Origin of the sequence: Colwellia sp. MT41 (assembly GCF_001444365.1) — a bacterium.
Taxonomy (GTDB): Bacteria; Pseudomonadota; Gammaproteobacteria; order Enterobacterales; family Alteromonadaceae; genus Colwellia; species Colwellia marinimaniae.
In genome coordinates this window covers 2,341,574-2,366,774 of the sequence record NZ_CP013145.1, presented here as the reverse complement: position 1 = coordinate 2,366,774, position 25,201 = coordinate 2,341,574, and the positions used below count along the sequence as shown (strand labels likewise).

General features: G+C 39.5%; 19 protein-coding genes. 14 read left to right on the top strand and 5 right to left on the bottom strand.

Annotated features, from left to right (window positions below; all coding sequences use genetic code 11):
• Positions 1-21 precede the first annotated feature (21 nt).
• On the bottom strand, positions 22-384 hold the full coding sequence (locus CMT41_RS10125; RefSeq protein ID WP_058027180.1) for a hypothetical protein: 363 nt from the start codon (positions 382-384) through the stop codon (positions 22-24).
• Between the two features lie 205 nt (positions 385-589).
• Here CMT41_RS10125 and CMT41_RS10120 point away from each other — a divergent pair, with 205 nt between their 5' ends.
• Positions 590-2,293, top strand: a complete 1,704-nt coding sequence (locus CMT41_RS10120) for a SufS family cysteine desulfurase (RefSeq protein WP_058027179.1) — start codon at positions 590-592, stop codon at positions 2,291-2,293.
• A 447-nt stretch (positions 2,294-2,740) separates the two neighbouring features.
• Here CMT41_RS10120 and tcdA read toward each other — a convergent pair whose 3' ends face one another.
• Together tcdA and CMT41_RS10110 are read right to left on the bottom strand one after the other, a co-directional pair.
• The gene (gene tcdA / locus CMT41_RS10115; protein WP_058027178.1) at positions 2,741-3,559 is read right to left on the bottom strand and encodes a tRNA cyclic N6-threonylcarbamoyladenosine(37) synthase TcdA; all 819 of its coding nucleotides are present in this window, start codon (positions 3,557-3,559) and stop codon (positions 2,741-2,743) included.
• Between the two features lie 270 nt (positions 3,560-3,829).
• Positions 3,830-5,116: a citrate synthase gene (locus CMT41_RS10110; protein ID WP_058027177.1), complete on the bottom strand. Its 1,287-nt coding sequence runs from the start codon at positions 5,114-5,116 to the stop codon at positions 3,830-3,832.
• A 557-nt stretch (positions 5,117-5,673) separates the two neighbouring features.
• Between CMT41_RS10110 and sdhC the strand changes: the two genes are divergently transcribed.
• The 8 genes from sdhC (at position 5,674) to sucD (ending at position 15,807) form a co-directional block, all read left to right on the top strand.
• The gene (gene sdhC, locus CMT41_RS10105; RefSeq protein ID WP_057181178.1) at positions 5,674-6,048 is read left to right on the top strand and encodes a succinate dehydrogenase, cytochrome b556 subunit; all 375 of its coding nucleotides are present in this window, start codon (positions 5,674-5,676) and stop codon (positions 6,046-6,048) included.
• Complete coding sequence (gene sdhD, locus CMT41_RS10100) at positions 6,042-6,389, top strand: succinate dehydrogenase, hydrophobic membrane anchor protein (RefSeq protein ID WP_058027176.1); 348 nt, start codon at positions 6,042-6,044, stop codon at positions 6,387-6,389. The genes sdhC and sdhD overlap by 7 nt, the downstream gene beginning before the upstream one ends.
• Positions 6,390-8,156: a succinate dehydrogenase flavoprotein subunit gene (gene sdhA / locus CMT41_RS10095; protein WP_057181176.1), complete on the top strand. Its 1,767-nt coding sequence runs from the start codon at positions 6,390-6,392 to the stop codon at positions 8,154-8,156.
• 24 nt (positions 8,157-8,180) lie between these two features.
• Positions 8,181-8,888 (top strand): succinate dehydrogenase iron-sulfur subunit, encoded by a 708-nt coding sequence (locus CMT41_RS10090; protein ID WP_057181175.1) that lies wholly within the window; start codon positions 8,181-8,183, stop codon positions 8,886-8,888.
• A 236-nt stretch (positions 8,889-9,124) separates the two neighbouring features.
• Entirely contained in the window at positions 9,125-11,935 is a 2,811-nt protein-coding gene (locus CMT41_RS10085) for a 2-oxoglutarate dehydrogenase E1 component (protein WP_057181174.1), read from the top strand.
• Between the two features lie 130 nt (positions 11,936-12,065).
• A complete protein-coding gene (odhB, locus tag CMT41_RS10080) occupies positions 12,066-13,544 on the top strand; it encodes a 2-oxoglutarate dehydrogenase complex dihydrolipoyllysine-residue succinyltransferase (RefSeq protein WP_058027175.1) in 1,479 nt (492 codons plus the stop codon).
• Between the two features lie 221 nt (positions 13,545-13,765).
• Positions 13,766-14,935, top strand: a complete 1,170-nt coding sequence (gene sucC, locus CMT41_RS10075; RefSeq protein ID WP_057181172.1) for an ADP-forming succinate--CoA ligase subunit beta — start codon at positions 13,766-13,768, stop codon at positions 14,933-14,935.
• Positions 14,935-15,807, top strand: a complete 873-nt coding sequence (sucD, locus tag CMT41_RS10070; RefSeq protein ID WP_057181171.1) for a succinate--CoA ligase subunit alpha — start codon at positions 14,935-14,937, stop codon at positions 15,805-15,807. The genes sucC and sucD overlap by 1 nt, the downstream gene beginning before the upstream one ends.
• A 91-nt stretch (positions 15,808-15,898) precedes the next feature.
• On the opposite strand, the gene CMT41_RS10065 is transcribed toward sucD, so the two are convergent.
• The gene (locus CMT41_RS10065; protein WP_057181170.1) at positions 15,899-16,762 is read right to left on the bottom strand and encodes a TIR domain-containing protein; all 864 of its coding nucleotides are present in this window, start codon (positions 16,760-16,762) and stop codon (positions 15,899-15,901) included.
• A gap of 1,565 nt (positions 16,763-18,327) precedes the next feature.
• Between CMT41_RS10065 and CMT41_RS19135 the strand changes: the two genes are divergently transcribed.
• From CMT41_RS19135 to CMT41_RS10055, 3 genes are all read left to right on the top strand, one after another.
• The gene (locus CMT41_RS19135; protein ID WP_143760085.1) at positions 18,328-18,570 is read left to right on the top strand and encodes a hypothetical protein; all 243 of its coding nucleotides are present in this window, start codon (positions 18,328-18,330) and stop codon (positions 18,568-18,570) included.
• Between the two features lie 430 nt (positions 18,571-19,000).
• Entirely contained in the window at positions 19,001-21,031 is a 2,031-nt protein-coding gene (locus CMT41_RS10060; protein WP_058027174.1) for an MHYT domain-containing protein, read from the top strand.
• 175 nt (positions 21,032-21,206) lie between these two features.
• Positions 21,207-21,641, top strand: a complete 435-nt coding sequence (locus CMT41_RS10055) for a plastocyanin/azurin family copper-binding protein (protein WP_058027173.1) — start codon at positions 21,207-21,209, stop codon at positions 21,639-21,641.
• A gap of 265 nt (positions 21,642-21,906) precedes the next feature.
• Here the strand turns inward: CMT41_RS10055 and trxC are convergent, their stop codons facing one another.
• Complete coding sequence (trxC, locus tag CMT41_RS10050) at positions 21,907-22,341, bottom strand: thioredoxin TrxC (RefSeq protein WP_057181167.1); 435 nt, start codon at positions 22,339-22,341, stop codon at positions 21,907-21,909.
• Between the two features lie 235 nt (positions 22,342-22,576).
• Here trxC and CMT41_RS10045 point away from each other — a divergent pair, with 235 nt between their 5' ends.
• Both CMT41_RS10045 and CMT41_RS19130 read left to right on the top strand, forming a co-directional pair.
• Positions 22,577-24,565 (top strand): collagenase, encoded by a 1,989-nt coding sequence (locus CMT41_RS10045; RefSeq protein ID WP_057181166.1) that lies wholly within the window; start codon positions 22,577-22,579, stop codon positions 24,563-24,565.
• Between the two features lie 309 nt (positions 24,566-24,874).
• Complete coding sequence (locus tag CMT41_RS19130; RefSeq protein WP_157466353.1) at positions 24,875-25,066, top strand: hypothetical protein; 192 nt, start codon at positions 24,875-24,877, stop codon at positions 25,064-25,066.
• Positions 25,067-25,201: the final 135 nt, after the last annotated feature.

Below are 25,201 nucleotides of genomic sequence, written 5' to 3'. Positions count from 1 at the left end.
TAGTGCAAGCCTAGATTAGGGTTAAGGAAGTCTTTTGACTCTTTTATCAGACAATAACGTCTTATCAAAAACCCTCATGATTTTATCCTGTCCTTGAATTTTATCTGCAAAAAATGTTCGTCTGCTGCGGCTAACATCTAAATAGATCAACGAGTTTTTTTCTATCTTTACCTTCACTTTAGCAATTGGCCAGTGGCTAAAACGCCCTAAGTATTGGATCTCTTGGGCGGCTTTTTTACACCTCAGCCTAAGGTCATTTTTTTGAACGAGCCTTAATTCATCAGCATATGTAGTTTTTTGTTCTTTAGTGATAATGGTTCTTTTCAATTGAAAAAAACGATATAGATTGCTTTTAAACTGATATAGGTAGGCAAAAAATCTCATTCTGATACCCTTTGAGAGGACACTTTATTAGTTATAGTCTAAATACCTCATTTTTACCTAGGTATACGCTTGTTTTTCTATCTTCATTAGTTTACAAAATGGGCGAGTTTTACTAAGTACTTAAATTGTAGCGGAAAAATAAGTTATAATGTTTAGTTGTAGATTTTGGTTTGTCTATAGCACAATTTTATTTATCAGAGTATTTATGAAAACATTTGAGCCTTACCTCTTTAGAAAGCAATTTCCATTATTACAAAATATCTGCTCACCTAGGCATGATAAAGACGACCAACATCACGCTATAGTGTATTTTGATAATGCAGCGACCACACAAAAACCACGAACTGTTATTGATAGCCAGCAAGATTTTTATTGCCAATATAATGCCAATGTCCATAGAGCTTCACATCAACTAAGTAGCAAAGCTACCTTAGCTTTTGAAAATGCCCGTACCCTAGTTCAAGGCTTTATCGGTGCGCGTAGTATTAAAGAAGTTATTTGGACTAAGGGTGCCACGGAAAGTATCAATATTGTGGTGCAAAGCTTGGCTAGAAATACCTTAATGCCAGGGGATGAAATAGTCCTGTGTACTAGTGAGCACCACGCAAATATTGTTCCCTGGCAAATAGTTGCCGAGCAAACTGGCGCGGTGATCAAGATTTTACCTTTAACTAAGCAAGGTTATATCGATAGTACTAAGCTAGATAATGTCATTACGGATAAGACAAAATTTGTCGCCTGTGCCCATATTTCTAATGTGTTAGGGCGGATAAACCCCATTGAGAAAGTTATAGCTAAGGCAAAAGCTGTTGGTGCTATAACCTTAATAGATGGCGCTCAAGCAGTGGCACATTTATCTATCGATGTACAAGCGCTTGACTGTGATTTTTATGTTTTTTCGGCTCATAAAATGTATGGCCCAACAGGTATTGGTGTCCTTTATGGTAAAAAAGAGCTGCTTGATACTATGCCGCCATATCAGGGGGGAGGGGAAATGATTAAAACAGTCAGTTTTACTCAAGGTACTCGCTTTAACTCCTTACCTTTTAAGTTTGAAGCGGGTACACCCAATATTGCCGGGGTGATCGCTTTTGGTGAAAGTATCAACTTCTTAGCACCTTTGTTAGCCGATATTAGTAAAAGTTACCAGGAATATGAACAACAACTGCTTGATTATTGTTATCACGCCTTAGCTAAAATAGCGCAAGTTAAATTTATAGTCGAAGGCAAACCTGATATTGGCGTTATCGCTTTTACCTTAACCGGACATCATAATCACGATGTAGCGACTTCGTTGGATACTTATGGTATCGCTGTTCGCTCGGGTCATCATTGTGCTATGCCTTTAATGGCGCATTTAAACATCGATGGTTGCCTAAGGGTTTCTCTAGCTGCTTATAATACTAAGGTGGAAATTGATTACCTTATTGAGTGCTTAAATAAATTTTTACTTAATGCTTGTCTCGAACAAGAACAGCCCGATGAAAATGGCAGTGGAAAAAGGGCATCGAGTAATGAAATGGTTGATATTCTTACCCTCTTTGCCAAAACGAAAGGTTGGGATAGCCGACATAGAGAAATTATGCTGCTGGGTAAAAAATTACCTAGAATGGAAAAATCGCTGCGTGATGATGAAACCCTCATCTCTGGCTGCGAAAGCCTTGCTTGGCTGAAAGTTGCACAAGATAGCCAAGGCTACTATTCGTTTAAAGCCGACAGTGATGCCAAAATTATTCGTGGTTTATTAGTGATTGTGCTTAGCGCCCTTAATCATAAAACAGCACAACAAATACATAAGGTAAATATTAATGAATACTTCGAAAAAATGGGTTTAATACAGCACTTAAGCCCATCTCGTGGTAATGGTTTATTAGCTATTGTTGATAAAATAAAATTATTGGCACAATAACTACTTGCTTGTATTAAGCACAGTATAAACAAGGATAGTGAATAATTATTCTATTTTACTACATTTAAACTACATTTAAGGCTGTGTTCCATAATACTGTTGTCTACATTGTAACTCTATGATTTTATGGTGAGTATTGCTGAAGTGATAAAGCGAGCTTCACAAGCATGGATGCTTGTGTAGAGCCCCATGGATGGTTTTACGTGTCTCGCTTGTTTACTCAGCAACACTAACACTACAACAGAGCCACATTTAAACTGTATTTAAGTGCTAGCTACCCTCTTTAAATCTAGTATTTTAATTACTTTATCGCACCAGTTTGATAGTTTTGTTAATTGAAGGGTAAAATTCGTGGCAATATTCTGCTATTGCCAGTGAATTGAGCGCGGGCTGAGTAAAACAACGGCTAGTACAGGATTATTTAGTAGAGCTTAGCTGGTTTATTGATTACTTCAGCTGCTTTTTTAACAGTTTATCAATTGCTTTACCAACAGCAAAAAATGCAAACGTTGCCGTCACATGTGTGGTCGCACCAAAACCAGTGCGACAATCTAATCGCGTACTGCGCTGTTCACCATTACTTGCATCGGGTTTCGCTAAACAAACTTCTCCAGCTTTATTATCAGCAGGGTAGCGTAGTTGCTCGGTAGAAAATACCGCATCTATTGAAAATTTTCTTTTGCTCGCTTTAGCAATATCTGCACGTGGAAAATTAAATTCCCGGCGTAATTGGTTTTTCACTTTAGCGAGCAGGGGATCTTGATAGGTTTTACTTAAGTCTGTAATGGCTATTTGACTGGGATCAACTTGACCACCGGCACCACCAATAGTAATTATAGGTAATTTATTACGCTTACAATAAGCAATTATCCGGGTTTTAATATCGACAGAGTCGATAGCATCAATAACAAAGTCGAAAGATTGGCTTAGTAACGAGGGTAAATTTTCGGTAGTAACAAAGTCCTCAATGAGTTGCACCTGACAGTCAGGGTTGATTTGTTTAATTCGATCACTCATAACCTCAACTTTACTGTGGCCAACAGTATCCGTTAATGCGTGGATTTGACGGTTAATATTGGTGGTACAAATATCATCTAAGTCGATCAAGGTAATTTGACCTATACCATTACGGGCGAGCGCTTCCGCTACCCAAGAGCCAACACCACCTATACCAATAACACAAAAATGGGCTTCTTTTATGATGCTTGCGCCCTGTTCGCCATATAAACGGCTAATACCACCAAATCTTAAAGAATAATCAGACATAATCAATTTATTGAGTTTTTATGTGAAAGGAAAGGTTAAAGATCACTATTATAACGATTAGTTGTTTGGAATTAAATAAAAATAACGGCAGTATAATTCATATTGATTACATTTTTTAATAGAGTAAAGGCGAAAAATTCGGCCGTTAATATTTTTTATATGAATAGTAAGTATCAAGTGTATTTATGTTTTTTTCGGTTAATTATTGGAAAATAAACATAAAAAAGGCAGCTAACGCTGCCTTTTCAAGTTAATTTTTTAACTAAATCATTATCTTTTGTTCAATGGCACAAATTCACGGTCAATTTTACCGGTATATTTTTGGCGAGGACGACCAATTTTTTGACCCGGTTGAGATAACATTTCATCCCAATGAGAAATCCAACCAACGGTTCTAGACATAGCAAAAATTACTGTGAACATACTTGTTGGGATACCAATAGCTTTAAGGATGATGCCTGAATAGAAGTCTACATTAGGGTAAAGTTTCTTTTCAATAAAGTATGGGTCTTCAAGAGCAACTTTCTCTAATGCCATAGCAACATCAAGCAATGGGTCGTTGATACCTAACTCTTTTAATACTTTGTGACATGTTTCGCGCATTACCGTTGCACGTGGATCGAAGTTTTTATAGACACGGTGACCAAAGCCCATTAAACGGAATGGGTCACTTTTATCTTTAGCTTTAGCAACAAATTCATCAACTCTGTCTAAAGTGCCTATCTCTTCAAGCATAGTTAAACAGGCTTCATTAGCACCACCATGTGCAGGTCCCCACAAAGAAGCTACACCTGCGGCAATACAAGCATAAGGGTTAGCGCCAGATGAGCCAGCTAAACGTACCGTAGAGGTAGAAGCATTTTGTTCATGGTCAGCATGTAAGGTAAAGATTCTATCCATAGCACTCGCTATGATAGGATTTACTTTATATTCTTCTGCGGGTACTGAGAACATCATGTGCAGGAAGTTTTCTGCGTAACTTAGGTCATTACGGGGGTAAACAAAAGGTTGACCAACACTGTATTTATAAGCCATAGCCGCAATAGTTGGCATTTTAGCAATTAATCGATGAGCACTACGTTTACGCTGTGCCGGGTCAGTGATATCTAAGTCACTGTGATAGAAAGAGGACATAGCGCCAACAACACCACAAACCATAGCCATAGGATGTGCGTCAGGTAAAAATCCTTGGAAGAAGTGGGCTAACTTCTCATGCACCATTGTATGGTTAGTGATGATGGCTTTAAATTCATCATATTCAGATTGCGTTGGAGCATCACCATTTAATAAGATATAACAAACTTCTAAGTAATCAGCTTTTTTTGCTAAGTCATCTATAGCGTAACCACGATGTTGCAATATGCCTTTATCGCCATCAATGAAAGTAATAGATGATTCACAAGATGCCGTAGCTAAAAAGCCGGGGTCATAGGTAAAATAGCCATAGCTTCCTAAAGTTCTAATATCAATTACGTCAGTACCTGCAGTACCTTTTAAAATTGGAAACTGTCCAATTTCTATGCCATCAATACTCAGAGAGGCTTTTGATTCAGCCATAATATTTTTCCCCTATCAATTATAATTTATTTACATTTACCAACATTCTACTAAATTGCTTAATTCCCATACTAAGCTTAGTGAATAAATAGTCAGTTTTTGTTACTTTTCTTGGGTTTATCAAACTGCCGACATTCTACCCTGAAATGAATTTAAAATGTAAGAGTAATTATACTAAAGTTCAACACAGCTCAATATATTGCTTAAAAAAGCAGCCTTCGTTAATTTGCTTTGATCTTGACGTTCGCTAAAATTGTAATTCAATGTTAACGATTATATAATCACTTCGTCCTGTAGCTTATTACTTACTGTTTATAGATTCAACTACGCTATAATTTTTGTATCATAATACAAAATCTAACTAGAATCGTGTTATGAAGTTGGTTAGACTTGTGTGCGAATGGGTACACTTACAAATATGAGCATGTAAAAGTTACCGTTCACTTTCGGGAATTACTTTTTTATATTGATTTTAAAGCTTTAAGTCAGTAGGTAAAGGTAGTTCATGAGTAACAATAATAAAAGTTGAAGGCTTTCGAGCTCTTTAGGCAACAATTGTGAAAAAACAACGTCCTGTAAACCTAGATCTATCTACAATAAAGATGCACCCGGCAGCACATGCCTCAATTCTTCACCGTATTTCTGGTGTAATTATGGTATTTGCTATTGGCATTTTATTGTGGACCCTTTCCATCTCTCTTTCCTCTGCACAAGGATTTAGTCAAATTCAAGGTTATCTTGATGGCTTATTCTTTAGCTTCATTATCTTTGGCTGTCTTTCAGCATTGACTTATCATTTATTAGCAGGTATTCGTCACTTGTGTATGGATATGGGTCATTTTGAAGAATTAGCTTCAGGTAATACCAGTGCCAAAGTAATCATGGCTATTTGGTTAGTCGTATCAGTGGTAATAGGAGTATGGTTATGGTAAACGTCGTCGCATCAGTAGGCCGTAATGGCGTACATGATTTTATTCTATTAAGAGCGAGTGCCATCATTCTTGCTCTCTATACCATACTTATTGCTGGTTTCTTTGCGGTCACACCGACCGTTACCTTTGAACAATGGCACGGTTTTTTTGCCTGTACTAGCGTTAAAGTGGCAACCGTTTTAGCGTTGTTGGCTTTGCTGACTCACGCAAAAATTGGTGTATGGCAAATCTTGTCAGATTATATTAAACCAGCGTTTTTACGCGGTGCTTTGCAATTTGTCTTTTCAGTTATCTTATTAGCCTACCTAGTGTTTGGCTTCTTAACCGTGTGGGGTGTATAAGTGAACGTTCCAATTCGTGAATTTGACGCCATTGTTATTGGCGCAGGCGGCGCAGGTATGCGTGCTGCATTAGCAATTACCGAATCAGGCAAATCTTGTGCCTTGATTTCTAAAGTATTTCCAACTCGTTCTCATACTGTATCTGCGCAAGGTGGTATTACTGTTGCGTTAGGTAATGCCCATGAAGATCATTGGGAAGAGCATATGTATGATACGGTGAAAGGCTCTGATTATATCGGTGACCAAGACGCTATCGAATATATGTGTAAAGTAGGTCCTGAAGCTGTGATTGAATTAGAGAAAATGGGTTTACCTTTTTCTCGTACCGAAGACGGTAAAATTTACCAACGTCCTTTTGGTGGTCAGTCGAGAAATTTTGGTGGTGAACAAGCCGCACGTACTGCAGCCGCTGCTGATCGTACTGGTCATGCCTTATTACATTGTTTGTACCAACAAAACGTTAAAAACAAAACCAACGTTTTTAGCGAATGGTATGCCTTAGATTTAGTTAAAAATAGTGCAGGAGTTATTGTTGGTACCACCGCTATTTGCATTGAAACTGGTGAAGTGGTTTATTTTAAAGCGCGCGCAACGGTACTGGCTACTGGCGGAGCAGGGCGTATTTTTGCATCGACCACTAATGCCCATATCAATACCGGTGACGGTGTTGGTATGTCACTTCGAGCTGGCATTCAAATGCAAGACATGGAAATGTGGCAGTTCCATCCAACCGGTATTGCTGGTTCTGGGGTACTGGTCACTGAAGGTTGTCGTGGCGAAGGTGGTTATTTATTAAATAAAGATGGTGAACGTTTTATGGAACGTTATGCGCCTAACGCTAAAGATTTAGCGGGTCGTGACGTTGTTGCTCGTTCGATGATGACCGAGATCCGTGAAGGTCGTGGTTTTGACGGTCCTCTAGGTCCTCATCTTAAATTAAAGCTTGACCATTTAGGTCGTGAAACGCTCGAGAAACGTTTGCCAGGTGTTTGTGAATTATCAAAAACTTTTGCTCATATTGATCCTGCGGTTGAACCTATTCCTGTTATTCCAACTTGCCATTATCAAATGGGTGGCGTGCCTTGTAATGTTAACGGTCAAGCCCTTAATATCAGTCCAGAAGGTAAAGAAACTATCGTTGAAGGTTTATTCGCGGTAGGTGAAATTGCCTGTGTATCTGTGCATGGCGCTAACCGCCTTGGTGGTAATTCATTACTTGATTTAGTGGTGTTTGGCCGGGCAGCAGGTAAGTTCTTAGGTGAACACTTATCCGATTCAGAATCGGCCCTCGATGCGTCAGCGTCTGATATCGAGACTTCCTTAGTTCGCATGAACCGTTGGGAATCATCGACTAAAGGTGAAGACCCAGTACAAATTCGTAAAGACTTACAACAGTGTATGCAAATGAACTTTGGGGTTTTCCGCGAAGGCGAAGCCATGGCTAAAGGCATGAAAGAATTAACTGAAATTCGTGAACGTCTTAAAGTTGCCCGCTTAGATGACAAGTCTTCGGAATTTAACACTCAGCGTATTGAATGTTTAGAATTAGATAACTTGATGGAAACGGCTTACTGTAGTGCCAAGGCAGCAAACTTCCGCACTGAATCTCGTGGTGCTCATGCCCGTCAAGATTTTACCGAACGTGATGATGTTAACTGGTTATGCCACTCAATCTACACACCTGAGACCGAAGCAATGTCTAAACGTCCAGTGAATATGAAACCAATTCACCGCGAAGCTTTCCCACCGAAAGCACGTGTTTACTAAGGACTTAATTGTAGGAAATATACGATGAAACAAAATTTTTCGATTTACCGCTACAATCCTGATGTAGACGCTAAACCTTACATGAAAGACTATCAATTAGACGTGCCAGAAGGCTCTGATATGATGGTTCTTGATGCGCTTATTCTTTTGAAAGAAGAAGACGCTACGTTATCATTCCGTCGTTCATGTCGTGAGGGTGTATGTGGCTCTGACGGTTTAAACATGAATGGTAAAAATGGTTTGGCTTGTATCACACCATTATCCCAGTTGAAAGCGAAAACGATTGTCTTACGCCCATTACCTGGTTTACCGGTAGTGCGAGACTTGATTATTGATATGACCCAATTTTATCAACAATATGAAAAAATTAAGCCATACTTGATCAACGATGCACAACCCGCTGCTCGTGAAAATATACAATCAATTGAAGAGCGTGAAAAATTAGACGGTCTTTATGAGTGTATTTTATGTGCTTGTTGTTCTACTTCTTGTCCGTCTTTCTGGTGGAATCCTGATAAATTTATCGGGCCAGCAGGTTTGTTGCATGCTTATCGCTTCTTAATTGATAGTCGTGATACCGCAACAGAAGAGCGTTTAGATGATTTACAAGATGCTTACAGCGTATTTCGTTGTCATGGCATCATGAACTGTGTTGATGTTTGTCCAAAAGGATTAAACCCAACCAAAGCCATCGGCCATATTAAATCAATGTTATTAAACCGCGCGGTTTAAGGTTAAAAGTAAGCTTAGTTAAAGTTACCTTAGGTACTGATTTGGTCTAAGTTTACGTTATTGATTTATATGCAAGAATAAACAGGGTATTATACTTTTTAGTTAAACTTCCCGTTTAGCTTTTTAATGTAATACTCTGTTAAATTAAAAATGTTTATTAGCGTAATCGTTTGGGTATTTATACTTACAATGGTTATAAATTTTAATTGCTTTACCCCCAGCAAAGGAACAAGGCAATGCCAGAAGGTGTAATGAAGGCTTGGCTCGAGTCTTCCCATTTAAACGGTGGTAACATCGTTTATATCGAAGAATTGTACGAATCATACTTAGATAACTCCGCCTCTGTAACTACAGAATGGCAAGAAATCTTTGGTCAACTCCCTAAAGTCGAAGGCAGTGAGGTGGAATACCGCCACAGTGTCATCCGTGATGAATTTAAAACTTTAGCAAAACAAACCCAAAAACAAGTTGTTGTTTCGGGTGGTGATGCTAAACAGGTTAAAGTCTTACAGCTTATAAATGCTTTTAGGTTTCGTGGTCATCAAAATGCTAATTTAGACCCCTTGGGTTTATGGCAGCGTGATAAAGTGCGTGATTTACAATTGTCACATCATGACTTATCAGAAAATGACTTTGATAAAGAATTTAACTTAGGCTCATTTGCTGTTGGCAAAGAGACCATGAAGTTAGGTGAGTTATATAAAACTTTAAAAGCTACCTATTGTGGTTCAATTGGCGCTGAATATATGCACATGACCTCAACTGATGAGAAACGTTGGATACAACAACGTCTTGAGTCAGTTCAGTCAAAAGCTGATTTTAGCGTTGAAGAAAAGACCGAGATTTTTAAAGGCTTAATTGCTGCTGATGGTCTAGAGAAATATCTTGGCGCGAAATTCCCCGGTGCAAAACGCTTTTCATTAGAAGGTGGTGATGCTTTAGTTCCTATGCTCAAAGAATTAATCACTCGTGCCGGTGCTGCTGGTATTAAAGAAGTGGTTATGGGCATGGCTCACCGCGGTCGTTTAAATGTGCTGGTTAATGTGATGGGTAAAAACCCTTCAAAATTATTTGATGAATTTGCCGGTAAGCATGATGAAATTTCAAGCTCGGGTGATGTGAAATACCATCAAGGTTATTCTTCAGATTTTGTTACTCCTGGCGGCAATGTTCATCTAGCCCTGGCGTTTAACCCTTCGCATCTTGAAATCGTTAACCCTGTGGTGATTGGCTCGGTAAGAGCGAGACAAGATAGACGCGGTGGTGTTGAAGGTGATCAAGGTGATTTAGTCTTACCTATTACTATTCATGGTGATTCAGCAATTGCTGGTCAAGGTGTAGTACAAGAAACCTTTAACATGTCACAAGCCCGTGCGTTTAAAGTAGGTGGTACAGTACGCATAGTGGTGAATAATCAAGTTGGTTTTACTACCTCTATTCCAGAAGATATGCGCTCAGGTGAATATTGTACTGAAATTGCTAAAATGGTCCAGGCGCCAATCTTTCATGTCAATGGTGATGATCCTGAAGCGGTGATTTTAGTCACGCAAATCGCTATTGATTACCGCAACGAATTTAAACGTGATGTGGTTATCGACTTAGTTTGTTACCGTCGCCATGGCCATAATGAAGCTGATGAGCCAAGTGCTACGCAGCCGTTAATGTACAAAATTGTTAGAAATCATCCAACACCGCGTCAATTATACGCAGATAAATTAGTCGCAGAAGGCAGTTTAACTAAAGCAACAACCGACGAGTTAACCGCTTATTACCGTAAATTACTTGATGAAGGTCAGTGCACTGTTGAGCAATGGCGTCCAATGACAGAACATTCTGTTGACTGGACCCCTTATCTTGGTCATGACTGGGATGATGATTACGACAAAGAAATTTCGTTTGATAAACTTAAAGAGTTAGCGACTAAAATCGCTACTATTCCAGAAAACCACCCAGTACATTCTCGTGTTAAGAAGATCTATGATGATCGCATGAAAATGGCTAAGGGTGAAAAGCTACTTGATTGGGGTATGGCGGAAAACTTAGCTTATGCGACTATTGTTGACATAGGCAAACGTGTTCGTCTTACCGGGCAAGATTCCGCTCGTGGCACCTTCTTCCATCGTCATGCGGTTTTACATAACCAAGATGATGGTAGTACTTATACCCCTTTAAAAAACATACGTGAAGGACAAGGTCCTTTTGATGTTCATGATTCAGTATTATCTGAAGTGTCTGTTGTGGCATTTGAATACGGTTATACCACAGCTGAGCCCGCAGGTTTAACTCTGTGGGAAGCACAATTTGGTGATTTTGCTAACTGTGCGCAAGTAGTATTTGATCAGTTCATTAGCTCCGGCGAACAAAAATGGGGCCGTTTATGTGGCTTAACCATGTTATTGCCCCACGGTTATGAAGGGCAAGGGCCAGAGCATTCATCTGCTCGGTTAGAGCGCTTTTTGCAACTTTGTGCCGATCACAATATGCAAGTGTGTGTACCATCAACACCAGCGCAAGTATTCAACATGTTACGTCGTCAAGTAATTCGACCAATGCGTCGGCCATTAATTGTTATGTCACCTAAATCATTATTACGTCACCCGTTAGCGGTTTCTTCATTAGAAGAAATGGCTACTGGTATCTTTCATAATGTCATTGGCGAAACGGATGACTTAGATCATAGCGCGGTTGAGCGGGTAGTATTTTGTAGTGGTAAAGTTTACTACGAATTAGTTGAGCAACGTCGTAAAAATGAACTTAATAACGTGGCCATTATTCGTATTGAGCAGTTATACCCTTTCCCAGAGAAAGAGTTTCAAGATGCTATTAAACAGTATCAACATGTGAAGCAATTTGTTTGGTGTCAGGAAGAGCCGCAAAATCAAGGTGCTTGGTATTGTTCTCAGCATCATTTTAGAGCGGCAATCCCTGAAGGTACGTATTTGACTTATGCTGGCCGTAAAGCCTCTGCAGCTCCTGCTGTGGGTTATATGTCAGTTCATGTGAAAGAACAACAAGCGCTTGTCACTCAAGCGTTAACATTGGACTAACATGAAAAGTACCACAAGCGCTTGTCACTCAAGCGCTAATGTTAGATAAGATTAGCTTAACTATTGAGTGCACTTCTTCTCATCAATATGATGAGAAGAAAGTGCTAAAAGTTTGTAAGGAATTATAAAAATGACAACCGAAATCAAAGTTCCGGTATTACCAGAATCAGTTGCAGATGCAACAGTAGCAACTTGGCATGTACAAGTTGGTGAAAAATTTACTCGTGATCAAGTACTTGTCGATATTGAAACCGATAAAGTGGTATTAGAAGTACCAGCGACTTGTGATGGTGTGATGACTGATATTAGTCAAAGCGATGGCGCTACTGTATTAGGCGACCAAGTAATTGGTACCTATGCTGAAGGCTCAGTTGCTGTTGCAGCACCTGCAGCGGCACCGGTAGCAGTGGCAGCAACAAGTGCTGTTAACGTTATTGATATCGTGGTACCGGTATTACCTGAATCAGTTGCTGATGCGACTGTTGCTACATGGCATGTTGCGACAGGCGATACGGTATCAGTTGATCAAAACTTAGTTGATATCGAAACAGATAAAGTAGTACTTGAAGTTGTTGCTCAAGAGAATGGTGTGATTGGTAAAATAATCCATGTTGAAGGCGATACTGTGTTAGGCGCTCAAAAAATTGGTGAGCTTAACGCCGGTGCTACAGCGAATACTACGGCGACTGCAACGTCTGAAGAAGCGGTAAGCAGCGATGAACTTGCTAGCCCGTCAGTACGTCGTTTAATGACTGAAAAAGGTTTAACTGCTAGCGACGTTGTTGGCACAGGTAAAGGCGGTCGTATTTCGAAAGAAGACGTTGCCGCAGCGGCTAACTCTCCAAAAGGAAAGCCAGCAGCAGCTCCGGTAGCAAAAGCTGCAGTGCCTGCTGTTGAAGACTTAGGTGAGCGTACACAGAAACGTGTACCTATGACGCGTTTACGTAAAACCATTGCTACTCGTTTATTAGCAGCAAAAAATGAAACGGCCATGTTAACTACCTTTAATGAAGTTAACATGAAGCCAATTATGGATCTTCGCAAAAAATATAAAGACTTATTCGAGAAGACTCATGATACGCGCCTAGGTTTCATGTCTTTTTACGTGAAAGCGGTCACCGAAGCTTTAAAACGTTACCCAGCGATTAATGCTTCGATTGATGGCGATGATATTGTTTATCATAACTTCTTCGATATCTCTATTGCTGTTTCTACGCCGCGTGGTTTAGTTACACCAGTACTTCGTGATACCGATCAATTAAGCATGGCGGGTATTGAAAATGGTATTCGTGCCTTAGCACTTAAAGGTCGTGATGGTAAACTTTCACTTGCTGAAATGACGGGTGGTACCTTCACTATCACTAACGGTGGTGTTTTTGGCTCATTGCTTTCAACGCCTATCTTAAACCTACCGCAAGCGGCAATTTTAGGTATGCATAAGATACAAGACCGTCCAATGGCTGTTGATGGTAACGTGGTAATACTTCCTATGATGTATTTAGCACTTTCTTACGATCATCGTTTAGTTGACGGCAAAGAGTCTGTTGGTTTCTTAGTAACCATTAAAGACTTGTTAGAAGATCCTACACGTCTTCTTTTAGATATATAGTTTTTAGATATATAGTTTTCAGATATATAGTTTCAAATAGATTGTAGGCGGCAACTTGTTCGCGCTAAGCGGGAATAAATTCCGGCCTACATTTAGCTCTTTTGACTACCGTTATTAGAGCCTTTATACTATAATTTGTCGACTTTTCATTGGCTACCGTTACATTTTTATTAAAAGAATAAAACGGTAGCTTTCATTTACAGATAAATGGATAAAACACCATGAATTTGCATGAGTATCAAGCGAAACAATTATTCGCTGAATATGGTTTACCAGTTTCTGAGGGTTTCGCTTGCGATACCCCTCAAGAAGCTGCCGAAGCTGCTGATAAAATTGGCGGCGATATGTGGGTTGTTAAAACCCAAGTACACGCAGGCGGACGTGGTAAAGCTGGCGGTGTTAAGCTAGTTAAAACTAAAGAAGAAATCAAATCGTTTGCACAAAAGTGGTTAGGTAAAAACCTTGTCACTTACCAAACAGATGCTAAGGGTCAGCCAGTAACTAAGATTTTAGTTGAAAGCTGCACCGATATCGCTAGAGAGCTATATCTTGGCGCTGTTGTCGATCGTGGTACCCGTAAAGTGGTATTCATGGCGTCAACTGAAGGCGGCGTAGATATTGAAACTGTTGCGGAAAATACACCAGAATTGATCCACAAAGTAACTATCGATCCACTAGTAGGCGCACAAGCTTTCCAGGGTCGTGAACTTGGTTTCAAATTGGGTCTAAACCCAACACAAATGAAGCAATTTGTTAAGATTTTCTTAGGTCTAGCAAAAATGTTTACCGATTTTGATTTCGCCTTACTAGAAATCAACCCGCTTGTTATTACAGACGAAGGTAACCTTCACTGTCTAGACGGCAAAATCACTATCGATGGCAACGCGTTATACCGTCAGCCAAAAATCCGTGAAATGCACGATCCATCACAAGAAGACGAGCGCGAAGCTCATGCAGCACAGTGGGAGCTAAACTACGTAGCTCTTGACGGTACTGTTGGTTGTATGGTTAACGGAGCAGGCCTAGCAATGGGTACTATGGATATCGTTAACTTACACGGTGGCCGACCAGCAAACTTCTTGGATGTTGGCGGCGGTGCTAACAAAGAACGCGTTACTGAAGCATTCAAGATTATCTTGTCTGACGAGAACGTGAAAGCGGTACTAGTAAACATCTTCGGCGGCATCGTTCGTTGTGACATGATTGCTGAAGGTATCATCGGCGCGGTTAAAGAAGTAGGCGTTAAAGTGCCTGTAATTGTACGTCTTGAAGGTACTAATGCTGAACTAGGTCGTGAAGTATTGAAAAAATCTGGTCTAGACATTATTGCAGCAACATCATTAACAGATGCTGCTATTCAAGTTGTTAAAGCTGCGGAGGGCAATGCATAATGTCTATCTTAATTAACAAAGATACTAAAGTAATCTGTCAAGGTTTCACCGGTGGACAAGGTACATTCCACTCAGAGCAAGCGATTGATTACGGTACACAAATGGTTGGCGGCGTAAGCCCAGGTAAAGGCGGTCAAACGCACCTTGGTCTACCTGTATTTAACACAGTTCGTGAAGCTGTATCAGCTACTGGCGCAACGGCAACAGTTATCTACGTACCAGCACCATTTTGTAAAGATGCTATCTTAGAAGCTATCGATGCTGGCATCGAGCTAATCATCACCATCACTGAAGGTATCCCAACTTTAGACATGGTTGACGTTAAAGTTAAGCTTGAGCAAACTGGCGTGCGTATGATCGGTCCTAACTGTCCGGGTGTTATCACTCCTGGCGAAACTAAGATTGGTATCATGCCTGGTCACATCCACTTGCCTGGTAAAGTAGGAATCGTATCGCGTTCAGGTACTCTTACTTATGAAGCAGTGAAGCAAACAACTGATTTTGGTTTCGGCCAATCTACATGTGTTGGCATCGGTGGTGATCCAATCCCAGGTTCTAACTTCATCGATATTTTGGAAATGTTCCAAAACGATCCACAGACTGAAGCAATCGTAATGATTGGTGAAATCGGTGGTACTGCTGAAGAAGAAGCAGCTGAGTACATTAAAGCACACGTTACTAAACCTGTTGTTGCTTACATTGCTGGTGTTACTGCACCAGAAGGTAAGCGTATGGGTCATGCTGGCGCAATTATCGCCGGCGGTAAAGGTACTGCTGAAGAGAAATTTAAAGCATTAGAAGCGGCCGGTGTTAAAACTGTTCGTTCTTTAGCTGATATTGGTAAAGCACTTAAAGAGAAAACAGGATGGTAAGCTAACGCTTACAGCTTGTAATTCTTAATAAAAACCCGCATTTTCTAATAGAGAGTGCGGGTTTTTTGTTTCTATTATTTAGCTAATAGCTCTATCTTGGTCTATAACCCTGATATTGTTGCTGAGGTTGTTGTAAGCTCTGTTTTGCACTTTCTTCAGCGATTTTTATGCTGTCTAACCTTTTTTCATTTTCTAATAAATATTCTATTCCGCTATTCGTGATAGAGAAACCATATCCAGTATTACCGTTATAGTCTTCTGTTATTGCTCTGTTTATATAGCCTATTCGTGTCAATCTTATCAATGCTATTTGTAGTTGAGATTCTGAAAAAGGAAGTGCCTTCTGTTCAATATCCCAAAAGAACATACCATTTACGGATGTTGTATGAGTTGAAAGCAATTCAGATAGTAAACGTAGCGATTTGTCACTTATTGAATATTCATCTTTTGATATTTTAAGGGATGTAATTTTTTCTTTAGTTACACTCCCGCGAAACAGTCCCTGTTGATTCATTTGTGTTGTAATTTTTATACAAGCCGCATTTACAGCACAATCTAGGTTTGTATCACTTCTATCTGAATCAAAATCTAACGTATTAATACCGGCTAAATCTGAAGCGATGTATAGTTCTTTATTTCTTGGTTTAAGTATGAAACAACGTTCCTTACCAAGCGAGCCAATGAATAGGCCTAATTCAAAAAGAACATTATCTCTTACTGTTTGATGATCACTTCCTCGGATACAAGTTATGTCATCAGGAGAAAAAACAAATAAAGCAAAATCAACATTATTAGCTTTAGTCATTAAAGAACTTAATGTATCGCTGCCTGCTTTATCAAAAACATTTGGCCAGACAGAAACTTCAGCAGTATGATCTAACGCTACATTACATGCGTTTGCTATATCTAAGCTATCGCTTGAAGATCCTATAAAAATTCTAGGTTTATTAGTCATTTTTAATTTTACTCTTTGTTTAAACTTTCCTGTATATATTTTAACAACTTATTGTTATTAATTACATAATTAAAAGTCGCGGTGGCGACGACACCCAAAGAGGGCTAAACGCCGAGCCCCCTTTGGAATCCCCCGGCGCTGCTAATCAAGTGTAATCCTCCATTCAAGGCAATATATTCGACGTAACAGTAATGATGGCACATCCATGTGCCGCATTACTTTTGCCATCATCCATGATGGTAATACGTGAATATTACCTTTCTTTTCGGTACTTGATTCAAGCAGACTTGGTGCATGTTGATAGTTGAGGGGATTGTGTTGTTATTCGGTTATCAAGGGGTCAGAACAGTTGATTTGATATCAACAAGGTCAGAGTTAGTTGATATTATTGTCGCGGTGGCGACGACACCCAAAGGGGGCTAAACGTCGAGCCCCCCTTTGGAATCCCCCAGCGCTGCGGTCCAAACGTGACCTTACATTTATAAAAGTGTTTTCGACGTAACAGCGCTGATGGCACATCAGGACAATATGCGTCCTGCATTGTCTAATAAGGTACATCCTGTACCGTAATGTGCCGCATTACTTTTGCCATCATCCCTGATGGTAATACGTGATATTGCCTTTCTTTTCGGCACTTGATTCAAGCAGACTTGGTGTGTATTGATAGGGTAGGTGATGGTGTTGTTATTCCATCGGCACTTAAAGTCGTCATTCCCGAAGTTTATGATCGGGAATCCAGTTCACTAAGGTCTGAATCCACGATTAAACCACCACGAAGATGACAGTTGTTATGTGAGCTATCCGTATCAAGGGGTCAGAACAGTTGATTTGATATCAACAAGGTCAGAGTTAGTTGATATTATTGTCGCGGTGGCGACGACACCCCAAAGGGGGCTAAACGCCGAGCCCTCTTTGGAATCTCCCAGCGCTGCGGTCCAAACGTGACCTTACATTTATAAAAGTGTTTTCGACGTAACAGTAATGATGGCACATCAGGACAATGTGCTCCTGCATTGTCTAATAAGGTACATCCTGTACCGTCATGTGCCGCATTACTTTTGCCATCATCGCTGATGGTAATACGTGAATATTTCCTTTAATTTCGGCACTTGATTCAAGCAGACTTGGTGTGTATTGATAGGGTAGGTGATGGTGTTGTTATTCCATCGGCACTTAAAGTCGTCATTCCCGAAGTTTATGATCGGGAATCCAGTTCACTAAGGTCTGAATCCACGATTAAACCACCACGAAGATGACAGTTGTTATGTGAGCTATCCGTGCCAAACACTCCAACCCCATCTCAGTATCAAGGGGTCAGAACAGTTGATTTGATATCAACAAGGTCAGAGTTAGTTGATATCAAGGAGCCAGACCAGTTGATTTTATATCAACAAGGTCAGAGTTAGTTGATATTATTGTCGCGGTGGCGACGACACCCAAAAGGGGCTAAACGCCGAACCCCCTTTGGAATCTCCCGGCGCTGCTAATCAAGTGTAATCCTCCATTCAAGGCAATATCTTCGACGTAACAGTAATGATGGCACATCAGGACAATGTGCTCCTGCATTGTCTAATAAGGTACATCCTGTACCGTCATGTGCCGCATTACTTTTCCCATCATCCCTGATGGTAATACGTGAATATTGCCTTTCTTTTCGGCACTTGATTCAAGCAGACTTAGTGCGTGTTGATAGGCTAGGTAATGGTGTTGTTATTCCACTGGCACTTAAAGTCGTCATTCCCGAAGTTTCTGATCGGGAATCCAGAGCACTAAGTTCTGGATCTTCGACTAAGCCACCACGAAGATGACAGTTGCTATGTGAGCTACCCGTGCCAAACACTCCAACCCCATCTCAGCAATGAAATGACAGACTAGCAGTTAGCAGCCCTCGACCTGAGATAGGATGTCGATGGCTGCCGTTGTTCAGGGATGATAAATCGGCAGGAATCGTGGTTTGCGCTAGTGTGTTATTGAATGTTCTGCTGAGCTGGGCGCTCTGGGGATTGGAAAGGGGAGCAGAGCGGTCGTTCCCCTTTCTGTGTTGTCGCCACCGCGACACCAAGCTGGAGAATAAAGCTCAAGCTTTACGGTTCACCTGCATAACAGCGGTATTGTTCACGAAGTGTGAGAGGAGGTAATCGATTCTCCTGAAACTAGCCGTTATAGCAAACTAACTGGCCTTGTCTATACTTTGATGAATAGTTAAAAGTCCAATAATTTCGATAGGTATCCACAATCATGGATCACAAGCATTTTTTTAGCTGGGGAGTAGATGCTAGTACTTCGCTGATAGGTAGTTATGATCCGCTATTGGTACTTTTATCGTATATTGTCGCCGCAATTGCTGGGTTTTGCGCGCTTAATATCATTAACTTTATCCGTACTAAGGTAGGCTCGAATCATTACTTATTAAAAGTATGTGGTGGTGCAATCTTAGGTTTAGGCGTTTGGAGTATGCACTTTATGGGCATGCTGGCTTTTTCCTTGCCTATTCCTGTATTTTATGATTTAACCATTACCTTGATTTCAATTTTACCGGCCATATTCGCAGCTATTGTTGTACTACATAACATCAGCAAACCTGACATCAGTTATACCAATATTATCTTTACCGCTTTACTGCTTGCCCTAGGTATCGCATCAATGCATTTTATCGGCATGAGTGCCATGTCGATGCAAGCCTATATGAGCCATGATGTGGTATTTGTTAGTTTATCCGTGTTAACTTCCTGGTTTTTAGCGGTAACCACCCTACTTATCAAGTCCAGGCGTATCGGTATTTTTAATTTAAGTGGCCGAGGAATAGATATTTTAGCAGGTTTGTTTTTTGGTTTTTCTGTAGCAACTATGCATTATTTAGCCATGGCTGCTACCTTGTTTTTTCCCGATAATACGATACATACTTCGGGCATAGATAACCATGCAATTGGTTATGGCATTATCATTAGTGTGGTGCTGTTAATGGCATTATTAATGGCGGTGCTTTTTTATAAACAAAAAATAAAACAATTACTTGAACTGGCTTCTACTCATCACAAACGGGTTATTGAAACCATAGATAACATGCAAGACGGCTTTGTATTAAGTGATGAAAATGGCATCGTTATTTTAGTAAATACAAAGTTTATTAAAACTTTTGCTCATTCAGATCCTAAATTTGTCGGGGTGGGAGAAAATATTGCCAGCATGTATCAACGTATCGCGACTCTTTATTTTGAATTTTCCAATGATGCCGAGCGTATGCAGGTATTAGAGTTAATCAACCACAGCAGAGATCATTCAATATCGTTAAAAGTGCAGACTAAAGACGGCGGTTGGTGGTTGTTAAGGCAGAATAAAACTTTTGCTAAATCACTGATTCAAACATGGACTGATATCACTGAACAAACTAGTCAAGAGCAAGAATTGATAGCCGCTAAAAATACTGCTTTTGAATCGATAGAAAATTTAAAAAGTACACAAGATGAATTAGTTGAAGCGAAGAAAATGGCATCTTTAGCCAGTGTAGTGACTGGGGTGGCTCATGAACTCAATACGCCTTTAGGTGTGGGCATCACCGCACTTTCATCTATCAAAGATATTATAGAAAATTTACAAAAAACAATTAATAGCGGTAAGCTAACAAAATCTAAGTTGGACAATAACTTAGATTCCATTTATAAGTTTGAAAGCTTAGCAATGTCTAATTTTGAGCGAGTAGCAAATTTAATACAGCAATTTCGTTATATTTCCGTCGATCAGCAAATGGAAGATAAGCTTAAATTTCAGCTAGATAAAAGCTTTCTTAAGATGATGCCCATTTGGCAACAAGTCGCTAAAAAGCAGAACATTAGTATCAATACCGATATTCCTACCAATATAACCTTATTTAGTTATGAAAATGCTATCTTCCAAGTACTGACAAGTTTCGTCACTAATTCACTAGAACATGCTTTTGCCGGCCAAAGTGACGGTGAAATACATATATCTGCACAAGTCGATAAACAAATGTTGCGCTTAACATACAGTGACAATGGTTGTGGTGTGAACACCAAGATAGTGAGTACTATTTTTGATCCCTTCGTCACTACGAATAGAAATGCAGGGGCGATGGGTTTAGGTTTACATATTAGTTATAACTTAGTGCATCAGTTACTCAAAGGTAAAATCAGACTAGGCTCAGATAAAAATAGTCAGTCGAAAATAAAACAAACCCTGTTTATTGTTGAAATCCCATTAGATTTAAGTGCTGAAAAAAGTGACTCTATTGCTGCTAAAATCAGTAGTTAGCTCTGGTATGCGCTATTTTTTTGTGCTGTTTTACCGATAAAAACATTGCCAAGGCCTTTACTTTGAATTTTTAGTGATAGAAATATATCTGGCTGTGTTGCAACTACATTACCATTGATAATCTAAATGAGAATTGTTAACATGATTTTTTATAAATAACCTACAGAAGTAAAAGATGAAACGATTAATTATTACCTTGGTATTATTACTACCGACTTTACTTGTGGCAAAAGAGCACCAAGTTAAGTTATTAACCGCCAATGCTAGTGGTCAAACTATGATCATGGAGCCTGATTTTTTGAAAATTTCACCCGGTGATAGCGTGCGCTTTATTCCGTCTGATGCTTCCCATAATGCACAATCTTTGCTCAGCCCAAAAGGTGGTATTACGTTCAATACGCCTATGGGGAAAGTTGCAGTAGTCGAATTCAAGCAAGAGGGGGTTTTTCTCTATAAATGTCTACCGCATTTCGCCCTTGGTATGGTTGGCGTTATCCAGGTAGGTAATGCGGTAAACCTAGCTGATGTTAAAACTCAGTGGCAAACATTACAGGCGGGTGTAGTGATGAATAAAGACCGGGTAACCGCTACTATTGCTAAAATAAAATAAAATAAAATAAAATAAAATAAAATAAAATAAAAAATCACAATCTCTATAGATTAAATTCAAGTGCACTGAGAAAGTTGCAACCAATTTATTATATGGATAAACTATAGTGCTGCTCATATCTCTCTTAAAGGGTTTAGTTAAATCCTCTAAGAGAGTTTTTCGTCGCTAGGCTAGTTGCCCTTGCTATTTATTATCTTAATAAATGAATATTTAAAAGCCGCACTTGTGGCTTTTTTTATCGGTGATTTATGCTGGCGAGGCAAATCTACTTAGAAATTTTTTGCAAACTTTGCCCTAGCCACTGCTTCATTTGTATTTCATTAAGGCCACCGGAAATACGGTCGATTTCTTCGCCCTTATGAAAAAAGACTAGAGTAGGTAAGCTGCGAATATTAGCCTTAGCTGCTATCTGCTGTATTTGCTCAGTGTTTACTTTGGCAAAAAGTAATGTCGGGGAGTCTTGTGACACTTTACTAAATACTGGCGCCATGTTTTGGCATGGGCCACACCAGCTTGCCCAAAAATCAACAACTACCGGTAAATCGTTACGTTCAATAAAGGCATAAAAATTATTACTTGTTAACTCAACAGGTTTAGCTGAATAAACGCCTTGCTGACATTTACCGCACTTTCCCTTGTTATGGTCTTTATCATCAGGAATGTGATTGGTAGTAAAACAGTTGGCACATACTATATTCATACGTTAGGTGTCACTTTCTTTAGAGGTCAATTTGTTGAATATTACCTGATTAGCAGGAAACTGTTAATAACTATCGACGCTGGCTCTTTGTTGATAAGCAAAGTGTGTCAATATGAATGCTTATGGTCATTCTTACACGTTTGTCGGTAAGTAACCGCCTTAACTAAATAGTCAGTGTACCGCTGGTATATTGTATGCAATAATATTTTATCATTCAAACAACAAAAATATCTAGATGCATAAATTTTCAATGACACTTGCCGCCGTTGCTATTACTTCGCTCCTTGCCGCTTGTGGCTCCAGCACTCATAACACAATAGCGCAGCAAGCAAACACCAGCATGACCACGGTAGCAATTGATCCTATGGTTGCCCAAATATTAGCGACAGATGTTGAGCAATTGTGGAGTCAAGACTTTAACCATTATCAAGCGGGTTTGCTCAAAGCGGTTGCCGATGCAATTTCACTTGAAGCATTAAAAGGTGAGTTAAATAATGATAACTTGGCCAAGCTAACTTTCTATTTACGTATCTACAGTAGTTTTGGTAGCGATAAAGACTGGCCTGCAGATACGGCTGAATCTGTTAACAATGCCTTGACCCATTTGTACAATATGCCGGGATTCTTTCAAGTAAATCAAACTACGGCGCGTTTGCATGAAAATTATGCTGTGGCCCTATACCGTTTGTATTTTTTAGCACCATTACAGCCTTTTACTGCTGAGCAAGTAAAACCGTTAACTCAGTTAATAGATCTTTATGCCAGCGCCGATTTAGCGGATGCGGAGCGCATAAATGATAAAGCCATTGATTATGCTTTATGGGAAATTCTTCGTGCGAGTGCCATTTTACCTTACGAAGCACGAAGAAAAAATAACAGTGTCTTTACCCAAGCGGTATTAGGTGCGGATGAGTTACCACAGGCGCTAACCGAATTTATTAGCGGTAAAAATAATACCTTAGCCGATAATGATTGGCCTAGGCAACACGCACTTTGGGCCTTGGCCCAATATTATAATTTATATAATAAAGAATATTGGAATGAATATTATCAGCGTACCAGTGACGAGCAAAAACGCTTAGATGATGACAAGCTAACACTGCAAGTCGAAGCTAAAATGGCTGCCCTTGATAACAGTGTTTGGGCTGCGTTAACTATAAATGACCAAGTATCAGCCCAGCAAAGTAAAACGCTTTTTAGTGTGCCGTATGTGGTCAACACTTTTCGAGGAAAATCAGCATGTGAAGAGGGGACATTAGCCGATCGCTGCATTACACCTACGATTGAACAAGCATTACCTAGCAATCATGAGTGTTCAGACCGAATTTATATTCTTAGCCAAGCTATGTCACTCGCCCAGTTAAATGACTCTTGCCAACAATTAATTTCTCAAGAAAGTAATTTTCATAACATCTTAGCCACTAATAATCAGCCAGTAGCCAATGATTTTAACGATAAATTACGTGTGGTCATTTTTGATAATCACGCAGAATATAATAAATACGGTCAACTGGTTTTTGATATTAATACCGATAATGGCGGCATGTACATAGAGGGCAGCCCACAAGATCCCGATAATATTGCTACTTTCTATTCATTCGAACACTTTTGGCTTAGACCTGAATTTGCCGTGTGGAACCTAAATCATGAGTTTGTCCATTACTTAGATGGTCGCTTCGTAAAATACGACACCTTTAATCACTTTCCTAGTCATATGGTGTGGTGGTCTGAAGGGTTGGCTGAATATGTAGCTAAGCAAGATAATAATCCTAAAGCCTTTAAATTGCTCAATGATACTCAAGCGCAAGATTGGCTGAGTTTAACGGATGTTTTTAATACCGAATATAAAGATGGTACCGACCGAGTGTATCGCTGGGGCTATTTAGCGGTGCGTTTTATGAATGAACGCCATCAAGTTGATTATAGAAAAATGGCACACTTGTTAAAGACTGATTTCTTTGCCGGCTATAAAAAATTATTAGCTGAGTCAGGAGAACAGTTTAAGGATGAATTTACTCACTGGCTTGTTGAGCATAATGCAAACTATGTCGCTGAAGCAGATGAAAATAATCCACACAAGCCACGTCAATTTTATCGCTATACTTATAAAGACTACTTACAGCCGGCACATTTAGTCGAAGATCACTTACATATGCACTGGCAATATTGGCATGAAAATGCCTTAAAGTCGACAGAAGCAAAACTTGCCAACGAGCATAACTAACCATCAATTAAGCTAATCTGTGGTTAGGCCCTTGAGCTTCCATTGCCGATAAACGCTAGCTAAAGGGCTTATCAATCCCCTATGGCTAGCGTTTTTTTATGGTAAGTTGAAAAGCAGTTTTGCAAACTGCGATTCATTGGTTGCAATAAGATAAAATTAACCGTCAGCTTGCTCAGGAGTGAAAAAATATCTACAACATCAATAACTAATAAAATATTAAATTTGGCACTAATGATGCTTATCTTTTATTAATCATAGAGGTAATAAGTAAAACGTGTCGCGTAATTTTACTAAGTTGAGGGTAGTTGTATGTCAAGTAATAGTAATCATAGACGGATAATAATGTCAGCAGCTTTGCTGGATTTATATCAACAAAATGCCAAGGTAACACCTCAGGTTGATAAGCATAGTGATAATTTTAATGAGCAAAACATTGAGCAAACTACGAAGAAATTGCTCGATAAGGATGACAATCCTTTTTATATTTTGGGTTATAACTAATACCAATCGGACTGATTTATTGCTCATTTAGCGAGAATTAAAAGCCTTAGTTTGTTCGTAAACTTTATTGTGCTTAATCACTATTTTTTTCGATGAATAATGAACCGTGAAAGTAGTTACTCTTTGATAATGCTA